This is a genomic window from Halopseudomonas pertucinogena (assembly GCF_014646575.1).
GTDB classification, from domain to species: domain Bacteria; phylum Pseudomonadota; class Gammaproteobacteria; order Pseudomonadales; family Pseudomonadaceae; genus Halopseudomonas; species Halopseudomonas pertucinogena.
On sequence record NZ_BMNN01000001.1, the window covers coordinates 601,913 to 618,028 of the forward strand.

Consider the following 16,116-nt stretch of genomic DNA (forward strand, 5'->3'; position numbering starts at 1 on the left):
AAGAAAAAGGAATCCAACCATGTCCTACCTTGTCCCAGCCGAATTCGTATCCAAGATGGTCGACGCCGGCGAATCCAAGCTGTTCATGTCGGTCCGCGACACCCTTATCCGCGCCTTCATGGCGGGCGCGATTCTGGCGCTGGCGGCGGTGTTTGCCATCACCATCACCATACAGACCGGGTCGCCGCTGCTGGGTGCAGCCTTCTTCCCGGTCGGCTTCATCATGCTCTACCTGATGGGCTTCGACCTGCTGACCGGGGTGTTCATGCTGACACCGCTGGCGCTGCTGGATCGTCGTCCCGGTGTCACCGCAGCGGGTATCCTGCGCCATTGGGGCTGGGTGTTTCTCGGCAACTTTGCCGGGGCGCTGACCGTGGCGGTGATGATGGCCTTCGTCTTCACCTACGGCTTCTCGGTGGACGCCGGTGAGGTCGGCGAGAAGATCTCGCACATCGGGGAAAGCCGCACACTGGGCTACGCCGAGTATGGCGCCGCGGGCTGGGCGACCATCTTCCTGCGCGGCATGCTGTGCAACTGGATGGTGTCGCTGGGTGTGGTCGGCGCGATGATCTCCACCACCGTCAGCGGCAAGGCCATCGCCATGTGGATGCCGGTAATGCTGTTCTTCTACATGGGCTTCGAACACTCGGTGGTGAACATGTTCCTGTTCCCCTTCGGCATGATCATGGGCGGCGACTTCTCGGTGATGGATTACATGATCTGGAACGAGATCCCCACTGCGCTGGGCAATCTGGTCGGTGGTCTGGCCTTCACCGGGCTGACGCTCTATACCACCCACGTGCGCACCGCACCCCGGCGCACGCCGATCCGGCAACCGGCATGAGTGCAGACGCCGGTTGCCGGATCGGGCCCGGAGCACGGCAGACGCTGCAGATCACCCTCGGTCAGGCTTCTGACCGGGGGCGCAAGCCGCTCAATCAGGACTTTCACGGGGCGCGGGTGCCGGGCCAGCCGCAGCTGGCGATGAAGGGCGTTGCCCTGGCCCTGGCCGATGGCATCAGCACCAGCAGCGTCAGCCATATTGCCAGTCAGATCGCGGTCGGCGGGTTCCTGGAGGATTACTACAGCACACCGGAGGCCTGGTCGGTGCGCAAGTCGGCCCAGCGCGTTTTGGGCGCCACCAGCGCCTGGCTGTACTCCCAGTCCCGCCAGAGCGAGTACCGTTACGACAGTGAGCGCGGCTACGTCTGCACCTTCAGCGCCCTGATCATCAAGTCGACCACGGCCTACCTGTTCCATGTGGGCGACTCGCGCATCTATCGCCTGCAGGACGGTCAGCTTGAACAGCTCACGCGGGACCACCAGCTGCGGGCCGGCGCGGATACCCGTTATCTGGCGCGGGCGCTGGGCATCAGCCAGCATCTGGAGATCGACCATCTGCAGCTGCCGGTAGAACAGGGCGATCTGTTCATGCTGGCCACCGATGGCCTGTACGAATTCGTCGCCGCGGCGGATGTGTGCGCGCTGCTGGCCGTCGGCGGGGATGACCTTGACCAGGTGTGCCAGGATCTCGTGCAGCTTGCGCTGCGGCGCGGCAGTACGGACAACCTGACCGTACAGCTGCTGCGCATCGACAGCCTGCCGCCGCCCGCTGCCATGGAGCTGAGCCAGCATCTGCAGTCGCTGCCCCCGGCGCCGCTGCTGCAGAGCCGGATGGTGTTCGACGGTTACCGCATTGAACGCGAGCTGCACGCCAGCAGCCGCAGCCATGTGTATCTGGCCACGGATATCGAGTCCGGCGAAGCCGTGGTGCTCAAGGTGCCCTCCATCGATCAGCGCGAGGATCAGAGCTACCTGGAGCGCCTGATGCTGGAGGAGTGGATTGCCCGGCGCGTTCAAAATCCGCACGTATTGCCGGCGCCGGCCCAGACCCGGCCACGCCATTATCTGTATACCGTCAGCCGGTTTGTCGAGGGCCAGACCCTGCAGCAGTGGTCGCTGGACAACCCGCTGCCGCCCCTGCAGAAGGTGCGCGATATCGTCGAGCAGATCAGCCGCGGCCTGAACGCCTTCCACCGGCTGGACATGCTGCATCAGGACCTGCGGCCGCAGAACATTCTGATTAACCATGCCGGCACCGTGACGCTGATCGACTTCGGTTCGGTAGCCGTGGCCGGACTGGCGGAAATGGCGCCGCCGGCCAATGGGCCCATTCTCGGCACCCGCCAGTACACCGCTCCGGAATATTTTCTCGGCAGGGCGGGGACGCCGGCGTCGGACCTGTTCTCGCTGGCGGTGATCACCTACCAGCTGCTGACCGGCCAACTGCCCTACGGTACCGCCGTGTCGCAAGCCACCAGCCGGGCTGCGCAGCTGCGCCTGACCTACCGCAGCGTCAGCCACTACCGGCAGGACCTGCCGCCGTGGCTGGACGAGGTGCTGAAGAAGGCGCTGCAGCCGGATCCGGACAAGCGCCATGGCGCCCTCTCGGAATTCGTCTTTGCGCTTGGCCAGCCCGCCCACCCAGGCGCTGCCGGTGTGCCGGCATCGCTGATGGAGCGCAATCCGGTGGCAGTATGGCAGGGAGTATCGCTGCTTCTGCTCGTGCTGCTGATGCTTGCCGTCCTCCGCCTGCCGTGACGCTGGCGATGATTCCCCTGTGCCATTTTTTATTAGCCAAACGGTAATCTGTCTGTCGTTCGATCTTAATCTGCCCACTCCATCCTCTAGCGATCACAACCACAGCCTCTAGAGGAAGCACGGATGTCTGAAGTTCGCACAAATATCACCATTGTCGACAATGGCAACGGCGACGAGCCGCAGATCAGTTACACCGATAACAGGACGTTCGCCAGTGTGCTCGACGCTCGTCTGGCCCGGCGAACCGTACTCAAGAGCACCGCCGGCGCCGCCGCGCTTGGCTTCATGAGCCTGGGCCTGGCGGGGTGCCTGGACAGCTCGAGCAGCAGCAGTCGCCGCTCGCCCGGCGCGGGGGAAGGCGAAGGCGGTCCGCTGGTGACCTTCAAGGCGGTACCGACCAGCGAATCGGACGAGATCATCGTACCCGAAGGCTACAGCTACCAGGTCATCCTGCCCTGGGGCACGCCGATTACCGGCAGCATGCCGGCGTTCGATCTGGCCAACACCGGCGAAGAGCAGGGCATGCAGATGGGTTCGCACCACGACGGCATGCATTTCTTCCCGATCGAGGGGGAAGAGCCCTTTGAAGGCAGCTCCGACGAGGGCCTGCTGGTGATGAACCACGAGTACGTCGAGCCGCGCTTCATGCACCTGGACCACATCGGCCAGGAGCTGGGCAGCGGTGCGGTCATCATGAAGGGCGACGTGCGCGACCGTGACCAGGCGCTGAAGGAAATCAACGCCCACGGCGTCTCCGTGGTCCATATCAGGAAGCGCAGCGACAATCGCTGGGAGCTGGTGCAGAGCGACTACAACCGCCGCATCACCGGCCGCACTCACATGGAGCTGGCCGGTCCGGTCCGCGGCAGCGATCTGGTCAGGACGAAATACAGCCCCGACGGCATTGCTACCCGCGGCACCCTGAACAACTGTGCCATGGGCGTCACGCCGTGGAACACCTACATGGCTGCCGAGGAAAACTGGGCCGGCTACTTCCGCAACCGCGACGCGGAGATTCCCCGCGAGCACGCCAACTACGGCATCCGCGCGAATGACAGCCGCTACCGCTGGGCCCTGGCCGAGGGCGGCGAGGACGAGTTCATTCGCTTTGATGCCACCAGCACCGGCGCGTCCGCGACCGAAGACTACCGCAACGAGCCCAACTGCTTCGGCTGGATGGTCGAGATCGACCCCTTCGATCCCGACAGCACACCGATCAAGCGCACCACCCTCGGCCGTTTCGGCCACGAGGGGGTGGTCTTCGGGCCGGCCATCGAAGGCCAGCCGGTGGTCTGCTACTCCGGTGACGACTCCACCAACCAGTTCATCTACAAGTTCGTCAGCGAGCAGCCGTTCCAGAAGGGCGTGACCGATGGCTCCATCCTGGATACCGGAATTCTCTACGTGGCGAAATTCAACGATGACGGCTCGGGTGAGTGGCTGCCGCTGGTGTACGGCCAGAACGGGTTGGATGCCGGCAACGGCTTCCGCGATCAGGCCGACGTGCTGGTCAACACCCGCCTGGCTGCCGGCCTGATGGGGGCTACGCCCATGGACCGCCCGGAATGGGGCGCGGTCGACCCGAACAACGGTGACGTGTACTTCACCCTGACCAACAACAGCGGCCGCAGCGAGCCCAATGGCGCCAACCCGCGGACCCAGAACCGCCACGGCCACATCATCCGCTGGCAGGAAGCCAACGGCAACCACGCATCCACCACCTTCGACTGGGATATCTTCATCTTCGGGGGCGATGCCGGCGAAAGTGGCCAGGCCAACCTGGCAGGCAAGGACGCCAACGGCGATGCCCTGACCGCAGACAACCTGCTGAGCTCGCCCGATGGCCTATGGATCGACAAGGACAGCCGCGTCTGGATCCAGACCGACATCGGTGAGGGCAACCAGAACAGCGGAGTGTTCGAGGTGTTCGGCAACAACGCCATGCTCTGCGCTGATCCGGCTACCGGTGAGATGCGCCGCTTCCTTACCGGCCCGATCGGCCAGGAGGTGACCGGCGTGATCACCACCCCGGACCAGAAGACCATGTTCATCAACATCCAGCACCCCGGCGCAACCACCACACCCCAGGAATGGGCGGCCGGCCAGCGTTACGTTCGCAGCACCTGGCCTGACCGCAACCCCGTGCGTGTGCCGCCGCGCTCCGCTACCGTTGTCATCTGGAAGGATGACGGCGGGGTGATCGGAACCTGACCTGCGTCCGGCCTGACGGCCACTGCACTCGCAGTGGCCGTCACGGTCATCCTGTTTACCCACCATTTCCCATGGCGCTCGCCACCCGTTTCAGACGGTGCTTTCTGCGTGTTTCACCCGAACAGGTTATTGAGCGTGGTCTCCTGCCACCGGTAGCGTGCTGTGGCTCTGATATTTGAGTTTGAGGGCTTGCCGGTGTCTGGCAAATTCGTAACAATCGGGCAGCTGAAAGAATGTTTCAGGGATATAACAATAAAACTGCAAAGAAGGGTCGGTAGCCTTTTTGGCCTGACTGCGCAGCCGATGTGCTGCCCGCTTTGCCTGGAGATAAGATGCCCGCGATAGCCCGCTTGACATTGGAGTCCGTGGTCAAACTGGCCACCCTTGTGTTGGTCGCTATCATCGCGGTGTTACTGGCTCGACTGACCTGGGCCATTCTGGAGCCTTCCAGCCTGTTGCCCCCGAGCCGCAACCTGCCGGCCCATGCCGTACAATCCAGTACCCCCCGAGCTGAAAAGGGCGGCTTCCAGGAGCTCGCCAGGCTCTCCGTATTCGGCAGTGCCGCTCAGAAGACGCGGGCGGTCAGCGCACCGGACACGTCCCTGAGCTGGACCCTCAAGGGCGTGTTCTCGAACCCCGACCCCAGTCGCGGTGCCGCCATTCTCGCCCCCCAGGGGCAACCGGAAAAACTCTACCGGGTAGGTGCCTCCCTGCCGGGCAATGTCACCCTCCAGGAAGTCTTTGCCGACCGGGTGATCCTCGATCGCGGGGGGCGCCTGGAAACGCTTCGTCTCAAGCGTCACGACAATCCTTCTTCCTCTTCCGCCAGCCGCCGTACCGCCGCCCCGGCACTGCCCGCTGCCCAGGCCGAGCCCCGGGTCGACCGTGATGCCTGGGTCAACGACCCGCAGCGCTTCCTCGACGTGATCAGCGCCAATCCGGTCATGGAGGATGGCGTGCTCTACGGGCTGGAGGTTTCGCCTGCGCGCAACGCCAGAGAGTTCGAGGCGGCCGGCCTGGTGGCCGGTGACGTGATCACCGAAGTCAATGGCAGCCCGGTGAGCGAGATTGCCGATTACCGCGACCTGCTCAGCGAGCTGGCCGACGCCAGTTCAGTGTCCGTTTCTCTCGAACGTAACGGAGAGCCGATGACCATAACGATCAACATGGATTGATAGAAAATGCCGATGCTGTTGCCAAAGTTCCGTTACGCCCTGCCACTGGCACTCACCCTGAGCGTTCTGAGCGGCGCCGTTCTGGCGCAGACCGAGGCGGCAGCGCCCGAGAGCGACGAGCTGGTCCTGAACCTGCGTGATGCGGATATCAACGGGCTGATCGAGATCGTCAGCCAGGAAACCGGAATCAACTTCATCGTGGACCCGCGGGTGCGTGGCCAGGTGAACGTGGTGTCCGGCCAGCCGATCAAGCGTGATCAGCTGTACGACCTGTTCCTCGGCGTGCTGAAGTCCTACGGGTTCGCTGCGGTGACCGGTACCGAGGGCACGGTGCGTATCGTGCCGGAAGTGCAGGCCAAGGAGAACGAGGTGGGTACCCTCGAGGAGCGCAGCCGCAGCGACGAGTTCATTACCCATGTCATCAGCGTGCGGCACCTGGATGCCAGCCAGCTGGTGCGCATCCTGCGGCCGCTGGTGCCCAAGGGCGGCCATCTGGCTGCCGCCGCCGAATCCAACTCGCTGGTCATTGCCGATACCGCGGCCAACGTGCGGCGGATCGAAGGGCTGATCCAGCGCATTGATCAGGAATCCATGGAAGATTTCGAGGTGGTGCCGCTGGAGCATGCCTCGGCGCTGGAGCTGGTGCGCATCATCGAAGGGCTGAACGTGGCCCGCCCGGAGGAAGGCGCGGCCGGTGCCAAGCGGGTGCGGGTGATCGCCGACGAACGTACCAATACCCTGGTGCTGCTCGGCGATCCCCAGCGCCGTCAGGCCTACCGGACCATGATCCGCCAGCTGGATGTGGTGGGCGATGAGGGCAATACCCAGGTGCATTATCTGCGCTACGCCAAGGCCGAGGATGTTGCCGAGGTGCTGCGCGGCATCTCCGAAGGGCGGGACGTGGACAACGGCACCACCACTGGCACCAGCAGCTCCGGCAGCAGCACCGGCAGTTCCTCCTACGGTTTCGGCAACCGCGACTCGCGGGTGCGCATTCAGGCCCATGAAAGCACCAACTCGGTGGTGGTGCACGGTCCCGCCGAGCTGAGCCGGGAAATGTCCCAGATCATCCGCCAGCTGGATATCCGCCGGGCCCAGGTGCTGGTCGAGGCAGTGATCGCCGAGGTCTCCTCCGACCGCGCCCGGGAGCTCGGCGTGCAGTGGGGCTTCGCCAACGAGAACAGCGGGGTGGGGGTGATCAACTTTGCCCGGGGCAATGGCGGCATCCTCAACCTGGCCGCGGGCATCAACGGATTTCTCGAGGGCGATGTGACCACTCCGCCGTCATTGTCGGACGGGGCCACCCTGGGCGGCGTCGGCACCATCGGCAGCACCCAGATCGGGCTGCTGATCAATGCCCTGCAGGGAGACAGCTCGAGCAACATCCTGTCCACCCCCAGTCTGCTGACGCTGGATAACGAAGAGGCGGAAATCGTAGTCGGTCAGAACGTACCCTTCATCGTCGGCCGCTCGGTGGAGAACTCCGGTCAGGCCTTCGATACCATCCAGCGTGAGGACGTGGGTATCAAGCTGAAGATCCGCCCGCAGATCAACGAGGGCAATGCGGTGCGTCTGGAGATCGCTCAGGAGGTATCGTCCATTGCCCCGGGAGCAAGCGGTGCCGCGGACCTCATCACCAACAAGCGCAGCCTGAACACCCATGTCATGGTGGACGACAACCAGCTGATCGTTCTTGGCGGGCTGATTGACGACCAGATGGTGGAGACCGAGGACAAGGTGCCGTTTCTGGGCGATGTCCCGGGTCTGGGCCGGTTATTCCGTTACGACACGGCTAGCGTGGAAAAACGCAACCTGATGATATTTCTGCGGCCGGTGATAGTGCGCGATACTGCGGTGGCGGAGAGTCTGACCCATGCCAAGTACAGCTACATGCGCGACCAGCAGCTCAAGGAGCAGGGCCGCCGCTCCGGCTTGTTGCCGCGTCAGGACATGCCGATCCTGCCGGACTGGAACTATCTGCTGACGCTGCCGCCGCCGTTCGAGAATGCAAGCCGGGATGACCTGGCACTCAGCAACCCGATCCCGGCACCACCGAGGGCAAGATGACCACTGTGAGCGAAGCCGACATCACCACGGCACTGCCGGAACCGGGCGCGGCGGCGCTGCCCGAGGCGAGCCTGCAGGCGGAAACCGGCTACCGTTTTGCCCGTCGTTTCGGCGTGCTGCCGGACCAGCTGCGTGACAACCAGCTGGACGTATTCGTACGTGCCGACTGCGATCCGCAGGCGCTGCTCGAACTGCGGCGTCTGGCCGGCCACCCGCTGCGCCCGCAGCTGCTGGATGATGACGCCTTCGCTGCACGTCTGCGCGACCGTTACGAGCGCTCCACCAACGACGCCATGCAACTGGTCGAAGGGCTGGGTGAAGACGCGGACCTGATGTCGGTGGCCCAGTCGCTGGCCGAGCCGGAGGATCTGCTCGAGTCCCAGGACGAGGCACCCATCATCCGGCTGATCAACGCGCTGCTGTCCGAAGCGGTGAAGGAGAACGCCTCGGATATCCATATCGAGCCCTTCGAGAATCGCCTGTCGATCCGCCTGCGGGTCGACGGTGTGCTGCGTGAGGTGCTGGAGCCGCCCCGGGCGCTGGCGCCGGTCATCGTGTCGCGGATCAAGGTCATGGCCAGGCTGGATATTGCCGAGAAGCGCCTGCCGCAGGATGGCCGCATCGGCCTGCGGCTGGTCGGTCGGGCCGTGGACGTGCGGGTCTCGACCCTGCCTTCCGGCCACGGCGAACGGGTGGTGCTGCGTCTGCTCGACAAGCAGGCCGGCCGCCTGGAGCTGCGCCAGCTGGGCATGTGCCAGGAGCATTACCAGGCCATGGAGCGGGTGATCAGCCGGCCCCACGGCATCGTGCTGGTGACCGGCCCGACCGGCTCGGGCAAGACCACCACGCTGTATTCGGCACTGATGCGGCTGAACGACCGCAGCCGCAACATCCTGACGGTGGAAGACCCGATCGAATACTACCTGGACGGCATCGGCCAGACCCAGATCAATACCAAGGTGGACATGACCTTCGCCCGCGGCCTGCGCGCCATCCTGCGTCAGGACCCGGACGTGGTGATGGTGGGCGAGATCCGCGACCTGGAGACAGTGCAGATCGCCATCCAGGCCAGTCTCACCGGCCACCTGGTGTTTTCCACCCTGCACACCAACACGGCGGTAGGGGCCATCACCCGGCTGCGGGACATGGGCGTGGAGCCGTTCCTGCTTTCCTCGACGCTGAACGGTGTACTGGCCCAGCGGCTGGTGCGCACGCTCTGTCCGGACTGCCGCAGGGCGCACACTGCCACGGCGCGCGAATGCCAGCTGCTGGACCTGGACCCGCAGCAGGCGCCGACCCTGTACAGCCCGGTGGGCTGTGCCGAATGCAACGGCAGCGGCTACCGCGGGCGTACCGGCATCTATGAGCTGATCGAGATCGACGACACGCTGCGCGGCCTGATTCACGACGGTGCCAGCGAGCAGGCCATGGTGCGCCACGCGCGGCTGTCGCAGATAGGTATCCGCCAGGATGGGCTGCGGCGGGTGCTGGCCGGGGATACGACGCTGGAAGAAGTCCTGCGCGTGACCCGGGAGGACTGAGCATGCCGGCCTTCGAGTACGTTGCGCTGGATCAGACCGGCCGCACCCGCAAGGGCGTGGAGGAGGGTGACTCCTCACGTCAGGTACGCACCCGCCTGCGCGAGAAGGGCCTGATGCCGATGTCGGTCAACGAGGTGGCCGAGAAGCCGTCGGTGCTGCGCATGCCGATGCTGCAGCGGCGCATCAAGCCGCTGGAACTGTCACTGGCGACCCGCCAGATGGCAACCCTGGCCCGGGCCGGCATGCCCATCGAGGAGGTGCTGGGCACCGTGGCACGCCAGAGCGAGGCGCCCAAGGTCAAGGCGACCCTGTCCGCGGTGCGTACCCGGGTCATGGAAGGCCTGCCGCTGGCCCACGCCATGGGCGAATTCCCGTCGGTATTTCCCGCCATCTACCGCACCACCATTTCCGCCGGCGAGCAGGCGGGGCGCATGGACCTGGTGCTGGAGCGCCTGGCCGACAACGTCGAGGCGCAGAACGCCATGCGCCAGAAGATCCAGCTGGCGATGTTCTACCCCGCCATTCTCACCGTTGTTGCCCTGCTGGTGGTGGTGGCGCTGCTCACCTATGTGGTCCCCGAGGTGGTGCAGGTATTCACCGGCATGAACCAGCAACTGCCCTGGCTGACCCGGGCGCTGATCGCCACCAGCGATACCGTGCGCGAATGGGGCTGGCTGATGCTGCTGGTCATCGTCGCGACGGTGGCGCTGACCCGGCAAGTGCTGAAGCGACCCCGCGCCCGCTACCGCTGGGACAATGCCATGCTCAGGTTGCCGCTGATCGGCCGGCTGGTCCGCGGCCTCAATACCGCGCGTTTTGCCCGCACGCTCAATATCCTCGCCGGCAGTGGCGTGCCGCTGCTGGAAGCGCTGAACATGAGCGCCTCGGTGATCAGCAATACGCCCATGCGCGATGCGGTGACCGACGCGGCCAAACGGGTGCGAGAAGGGTCGGGCGTCGGCCATGCGCTGGAGCGCAGCGGCTACTTCCCGCCGATGACGCTGAGCCTGATCAAGAGCGGTGAAAGCAGTGGCACGCTGGACAAGATGCTCGAGCGTGCAGCGGAAACCCAGGAACGGGAGCTGGAGGCACGGATCGCCATGGTCATGGGTGTCTTCGAACCCCTGCTGATTCTGGCAATGGGGGGCGTGGTACTCATCATCGTACTGGCCATCCTGTTGCCCATCTTTGAACTCAACCAACTGGTCAACTGATTATGCAAAGCGTAAAGACAACTTCCCTTGCCCAACGTGGTTTCACCCTGATCGAGGTCATGGTGGTGGTGGTCATTCTCGGCATCCTTGCCGCGGTGGTGGTGCCGAGGGTGATGGACCGGCCGGACCAGGCCCGTATCACCAAGGTGCAGAACGATATCCGCGCCATGGAGAGTGCGCTGAATCTCTACCGGCTGGACAACTTCAACTACCCGACCACCGAACAGGGGCTTCGCGCCCTGGTGGAGCGGCCCAGCGGGGACGCGGCGCGCAACTGGCGTAACGGCGGCTACATCGACCGTCTGCAGCGTGACCCCTGGGGCAATGAATACCAGTACCTGCGCCCGGGCCGCGACAATCGCGAATTCGACCTCTACAGCCTCGGGGCCGATGGCCGCCCCGGGGGCACCGGCGCCAATGCCGATATCGGCAACTGGAACCTGGAGGACGCTGATAACGTCCAGGAACGCTGAGTCATGACGCAGCGCGGCTTTACCCTGATGGAACTGCTGGTGGTCATGGTGCTGATCGGCGTGGTCGCCGGTCTGGCATCGCTGTCCATCGGCGATGGGGCCGAGCGCAAGCTGCGAAGCGAAGCCGAGCGCCTGGCCACCACCCTGAAACTGGCTCGGGACGAGCTGCTGATCACCGGCGAATCGGACCGGGCGCTGGGGCTGCGGCGTGACGGCTACAGTTTCCTGGAGCTGGTGATTCTCGATGACAACACCCGGGAATGGCGCCCGCTGGAGGACCCGCAGCTCGGGCCGCGCCAGTTCCAGCAGGGATTGGTGGAAGTGCAGCTGGATGTGGATGGCGAGCGCACGCCGTTACCGCAGACCCGTGGCTGGGAGCCGCACATACGGCTGGGCAACACCGGCGAGATGACGCCGGCGCTGATCACCCTGCAGGTGCCGGGCAGTGATCTGGTGCGCCATGTGATCGTGGGACTGGAGGGACATGTCGAGGTGGCCGATGCGATACCGCAGCAGTAGCCGCCAGCGCGGGTTTACCCTGCTGGAGGTGCTGGTGGCGCTGACAGTATTGGCGGTCGCCCTGGCCGCGCTGGTCAAGACCGGCGCCGACCACGCGCGCAATACGGCCTACATGCAGGAACGGACGATGGCCCACTGGGCCGGGCAGAACCTGCTCACCGAGTTTCAGACCGGCATGCGCGTGGCCGCGGAGGGCGGGCGTACCGGAGACCTGACCATGGGTCCGTACCGTTTCGGCTACCGGGTGGAGATGAGTGATTACACGGCCACCACTCCGTTTCCGCTGCCGGCGGTCAAGCGGGTGGATATCCGCCTGTGGCTGGCGGAGCAGGGCGAGGATGCGCAGCGGGCCAACGTATCCGGGTTCGTGTTGCCATGACGCATCGGCGCGGCGGGGAAGGCGGCTTCACGCTGCTGGAAATGCTCATCGCCATGGCGGTATTCGCGGTGATGAGCCTGGTGGCCTATCAGGGGTTGCGGGCAGTGCTGAACGCTGACCATGTCACCCGGGAGCAGGCCCAGCGGCTGGCGGATCTGCAGGTGACACTGAGTGTGCTGGAACGGGATCTGGCCCAGGTGGTGGATGTGACGGTACGCGATGAATTCGGTGACCCGCTGCCGCCGGTTCGGCTGCGGGCCGGTGGCGAGCACCAGCTGCTGGAGCTGGTGCGGGCGGGTGCCGGAGGGGAGCAGCGACTGCGCCGCACCGCCTGGCAGATCACTGAGCGAGGACTCGAGCGTCGCCTGTGGCCGGGGGTGGACGTTGTCGATGCGCAGAGCATGCGCGTGCGCCATTTCGCCGATCTGGTGGACGAGCATCAGCAACTGGGGATGGAAAGCCGTTTCCAGTTCATTGTGCGCACGCCGTCCGGCCTGGACCGGGTGGATGCCTGGCCGCCCGCAGACGCCGACGCCGAGGGCAGCGGGTTGCCGGTGGCCATCGAACTGGTGCTGGATATCCCCGGCCTGGGCGAGATACGCCGGCTGCTGGCGGTGGGATTGTGAGCGGGCCGGGCACCCAGCGCGGCGTGGCGCTGATCACTGCACTGCTGGTCATGGCCCTGGCGGTGGTCGCCGCGGTGGGCATGGCGATGCGCGGGCAGGCGGACATTCGCCGTACCAGCGCGGTATTCGAGCGGGACTTTTCCAGGCAGGTGGCGCTGGGCGCAGAGAACATGGTGCTGCAGCTGCTGGAGCGCACCAAGGGGCCGGAGGAACTGCTGTGGGATACCTGCCGCTCGCCGGTGCTGCCCTTCGAAGTGGACGGCGTGAAGCTGGAAGCGACGCTGGACGACATGCGCTGTCGCTACAACCTGAACGCCCTGGCGGGGGCGAAGGAAACCGAGCTTGCGGATTTTGCCAGGCTGGTAGATCGGGTAGCTCAGGAGAGCGGTGTGCGCATGCCGCCCGGGGCACAACTGGCCATGGCGGTGAGTGACTGGATGGACACCGAGACGGATGACCCGATATACCGGCTGGAGGAACCGCCGAGGGTATCGGGCAATCGGCCGATGGTAAGTGCCTCGGAACTCAACAGCGTGGCGGGGATGACCGCCGAGGCATGGCAGGCGCTTGCGCCCTATGTGACAGCCTACCCCGGCACCGCCAGCCCGATCGACCTGGAGCGCAGCCCGGAGCTGATCCAGGAGGTGTTTGCCGACCGGCAGGCCGGGGAAGACCCGCCCTGGTACATGCGATTGCAGATAGTGGCGCAGTTTGCCAACCGGCGCTTCTATCAGTGCACCCTGCTGGATGCACCCAACGGCACCGTGGTGCTCAGAGAACAGACGGCCTGCGAGCCATGACTGGACGGATCAAGATATGTTGATAGCCCTATTACCGGAAGAGCCGGCGATTGCCGGGCTGGCACCAGCCAGGGTGTACTGGTGGCGGACCAGCCGCGAAGGCGCGGTGCTGGACTCCGGCGAGGACGAACTGCAGGCATTGCGTTCGCGCTTTCCGGCCGAGCGGCTGCGGCTGCTGGCGCCGGCCAGCGTGACCAATCTCTACCGCGTGGCCATGCCGGTGCGCCGCGCCTCGGCGGTGCGGGCAGCGCTGCCCTTCGCTCTGGAAGACCAGCTGAGCCAGGAGCTGGAAGAGCTGCACCTGGTAGCGGGGCTGCGCCGCCCGGACGGGCGCGTGGTCGCCGCGGTGGTGGAACATCGCTGCATGCAGGAATGGCTGAGCCTGGCGCAGGAGGCAGGGTGGCGACCGGAGGCGCTGATTCCCCAGGCCAGCCTGCACCATGACCAGGCGCCCGCGCAGGGCCTGCGGGTGCAACCCTCGCCATGGCCCGGGCAGCAGGATTGGGCGCTGGTCACCGGCGCTGACCAGGAGCCGGTACTGGTGGAACGTGGCATGCTCGGCTTCTGGGTCAGGCAGCGGTTGGCCCAGCTGGAAGAAGAGCAGCGCATGGTCGAGCTGGTGGGCTGTTCCGTCGCCGATTTGGGCCTGACCGACGCCGACGGGCAAATGACAGGCGTTGAACAGCAGGCTTCCCTTGAGGCTGCGTTGCGCAACAGCCAGCCTTCTGCCCGGCCCCTCAACCTGCTGACCGGGCCCTACACCACGGGCATGGCGACGCCGCCCTGGCGCAAGCTGAGACCGGTACTGGCTGCCGCCGCAGTGCTGCTGGTGGTGGTGATCGGTCAGCAGGTGCTGCAGGGGATCGCCCTGAACAGCGAGCGGGACCGGCTGCTGGCGGAAATCGACCAGCTGTTTGACGAAACGCTGCCGAAAAGCCGGCGGGTGGATCCGGTCACCCAGTTCCGCCAGGCGCTGGAGGGCACGGCGGGGCAGGGCGGTATCAATGGCATGGGCCGCCTGTTGCATGATGTGCTGGCCCCGGTGGGGGGCGAGGACGAGGTGAAGATACGCCAGTTTCGTGCCACCACTGCCGAGGTGGAGCTGGAGCTGCAGCTGCCTTCCTTTGCCGAACTCGAGAAGCTGCGTGGCAGGCTGGCCGCCGAGGCCGGTCTCAACGAGAGCCTGCAGGGGGCAGACTCCGACAGTGAAGGGGTGACCGCCCGCCTGCGTGTACAGAGGAAGGAATCATGAAACTCTGGTGGGCGGGGCTGGCCCCGCGTGAACGGGTAATTCTCGGTGCAGGCGCGCTGGTGCTGATACTGGTGCTCGCCTATGTGCTGATATGGGAGCCGCTGGCGCAGCAGCGACAGCAGATCCGCGAGGACATCAGCGCGCTGTCAGCCGATCTGGCCTGGATGCAGCAGGTGGCCCCCCAGGTCAGGCGCCGGGCTGCACAGCAGGCCAGCCAGCCCAGCAGCCCCGGCGCAGCCGGCGGTTCGGTATTGACGCTGGTGGAGGTGTCGGCCAGGGCGGCAGGCCTGCATGAAAGCATCGAGCGGGTGCAACCTGAAGGCACCGGGGCCCGTTTGTGGTTTGCCGAAACCGGGTTCGATGGCCTGTTGCGCTGGCTGGGAGAGCTGGAGCAGCGCCAGGGTCTGCAGGTCAGCCAGTTGGCGGTGGATGCCGGCAGTGCGCCGGGCACGGTTACTGCGCGCATCAAGGTGGAGCCGCGCTGATGCTGAGTCGCTGGAATCTGAAGAAGACACTGATCTGCGGTCTGCTGCTGTATCTGGCGGCGCTGATCTGGACGCTGCCCGCAGCGGTGGTATGGAAGCGCATAGAGCACCAGCTGCCGGTACCGGTCACGCTGCACGGCCTGACGGGCACGCTGTGGTCGGGGGAGGTGGCGCAGCTGGTGGTGGACGGCGTCAACCAGGGCAGGCTCAGCTGGAGCTGGCTGCCGTCTCAACTTCTGCGCGGCCGTATTGGTCTCGACCTTGTCTGGCAGCCCCGTGAAGGTCGGGTGAGTGCGCAGCTGCTCGCCGGTGGCGATTCGCTGGCACTGCGTGATATCAGCGGCACCCTGGATGCATCCAGCATGGCAATCATTCACAATGCCCCCTTTGCACTGGGCGGCAACTGGCTGCTTGACGTACCGGAGCTGGTGCTCGAGGAGTTCGACAGCGTGGCGGCGGCCAACGGGCGGCTGGTGTGGCAGAACGCGGCCGGCGGGCTGCCGCAGGCGCTGCCGTTCGGTCATCTCACTGCCAGCCTGAGCGAGGAGGACGGCTGGCTGATCCTGGACCTGCAGGACCAGGGCGGGCCCCTCGGCCTGCTGGGTGATGCCCGCTGGCGGCCAGCCCAGCCGATGAAGATTAATGCGCGGCTGCAGGCCCGGGCCGATGCCGAACCTGCGCTGGCCAGCGGCCTCGGGCTGCTGGGGCAACCGGATGCCCAGGGCTGGATACGCTGGCAGGCGCAACTGCAATGATGACGAGTGGGGGATCAC

At 65.5% G+C, this 16,116-nt stretch carries 15 protein-coding genes; all 15 read left to right on the forward strand.

The genetic code is table 11. From position 1 onward, the window contains the following. Window positions 1-19: 19 nt before the first annotated feature. The 15 genes from IEW63_RS02825 (at window position 20) to IEW63_RS02895 (ending at window position 16,098) form a co-directional block, all read left to right on the forward strand. Complete coding sequence (locus IEW63_RS02825; protein ID WP_188635064.1) at window positions 20-844, forward strand: formate/nitrite transporter family protein; 825 nt, start codon at window positions 20-22, stop codon at window positions 842-844. After that, window positions 841-2,601: a bifunctional protein-serine/threonine kinase/phosphatase gene (locus IEW63_RS02830; RefSeq protein WP_188635065.1), complete on the forward strand. Its 1,761-nt coding sequence runs from the start codon at window positions 841-843 to the stop codon at window positions 2,599-2,601. Before IEW63_RS02825 ends, IEW63_RS02830 begins: the two co-directional genes overlap by 4 nt. A gap of 123 nt (window positions 2,602-2,724) precedes the next feature. Beyond that, the gene (locus tag IEW63_RS02835; protein ID WP_188635066.1) at window positions 2,725-4,812 is read left to right on the forward strand and encodes a PhoX family protein; all 2,088 of its coding nucleotides are present in this window, start codon (window positions 2,725-2,727) and stop codon (window positions 4,810-4,812) included. A 332-nt stretch (window positions 4,813-5,144) separates the two neighbouring features. Further along, a complete protein-coding gene (gene gspC / locus IEW63_RS02840) occupies window positions 5,145-5,987 on the forward strand; it encodes a type II secretion system protein GspC (RefSeq protein ID WP_188635067.1) in 843 nt (280 codons plus the stop codon). 12 nt (window positions 5,988-5,999) lie between these two features. Beyond that, window positions 6,000-8,054, forward strand: a complete 2,055-nt coding sequence (gspD, locus tag IEW63_RS02845) for a type II secretion system secretin GspD (protein WP_188635068.1) — start codon at window positions 6,000-6,002, stop codon at window positions 8,052-8,054. Then, the gene (gene gspE, locus IEW63_RS02850; RefSeq protein ID WP_188635069.1) at window positions 8,051-9,595 is read left to right on the forward strand and encodes a type II secretion system ATPase GspE; all 1,545 of its coding nucleotides are present in this window, start codon (window positions 8,051-8,053) and stop codon (window positions 9,593-9,595) included. The genes gspD and gspE overlap by 4 nt, the downstream gene beginning before the upstream one ends. Window positions 9,596-9,597: 2 nt before the next feature. Further along, entirely contained in the window at window positions 9,598-10,809 is a 1,212-nt protein-coding gene (gene gspF, locus IEW63_RS02855; RefSeq protein WP_188635070.1) for a type II secretion system inner membrane protein GspF, read from the forward strand. A 2-nt stretch (window positions 10,810-10,811) separates the two neighbouring features. Further along, window positions 10,812-11,282, forward strand: a complete 471-nt coding sequence (gspG, locus tag IEW63_RS02860; RefSeq protein ID WP_188635071.1) for a type II secretion system major pseudopilin GspG — start codon at window positions 10,812-10,814, stop codon at window positions 11,280-11,282. Between the two features lie 3 nt (window positions 11,283-11,285). Then, the gene (gene gspH / locus IEW63_RS02865) at window positions 11,286-11,801 is read left to right on the forward strand and encodes a type II secretion system minor pseudopilin GspH (protein ID WP_188635072.1); all 516 of its coding nucleotides are present in this window, start codon (window positions 11,286-11,288) and stop codon (window positions 11,799-11,801) included. Further along, complete coding sequence (gspI, locus tag IEW63_RS02870) at window positions 11,782-12,180, forward strand: type II secretion system minor pseudopilin GspI (RefSeq protein ID WP_188635073.1); 399 nt, start codon at window positions 11,782-11,784, stop codon at window positions 12,178-12,180. Before gspH ends, gspI begins: the two co-directional genes overlap by 20 nt. Further along, entirely contained in the window at window positions 12,177-12,806 is a 630-nt protein-coding gene (gene gspJ, locus IEW63_RS02875) for a type II secretion system minor pseudopilin GspJ (protein WP_188635074.1), read from the forward strand. Before gspI ends, gspJ begins: the two co-directional genes overlap by 4 nt. Continuing rightward, on the forward strand, window positions 12,803-13,606 hold the full coding sequence (gene gspK / locus IEW63_RS02880) for a type II secretion system minor pseudopilin GspK (protein WP_188635075.1): 804 nt from the start codon (window positions 12,803-12,805) through the stop codon (window positions 13,604-13,606). The genes gspJ and gspK overlap by 4 nt, the downstream gene beginning before the upstream one ends. A 16-nt stretch (window positions 13,607-13,622) precedes the next feature. Beyond that, window positions 13,623-14,858 carry a type II secretion system protein GspL gene (gene gspL, locus IEW63_RS02885; protein WP_188635076.1) on the forward strand — a complete coding sequence of 412 codons (1,236 nt, stop codon included), beginning with the start codon at window positions 13,623-13,625 and terminating at the stop codon, window positions 14,856-14,858. Beyond that, on the forward strand, window positions 14,855-15,343 hold the full coding sequence (locus IEW63_RS02890) for a type II secretion system protein M (RefSeq protein WP_188635077.1): 489 nt from the start codon (window positions 14,855-14,857) through the stop codon (window positions 15,341-15,343). Before gspL ends, IEW63_RS02890 begins: the two co-directional genes overlap by 4 nt. Further along, window positions 15,343-16,098, forward strand: a complete 756-nt coding sequence (locus tag IEW63_RS02895) for a type II secretion system protein N (protein ID WP_188635078.1) — start codon at window positions 15,343-15,345, stop codon at window positions 16,096-16,098. Before IEW63_RS02890 ends, IEW63_RS02895 begins: the two co-directional genes overlap by 1 nt. Window positions 16,099-16,116 lie beyond the last annotated feature (18 nt).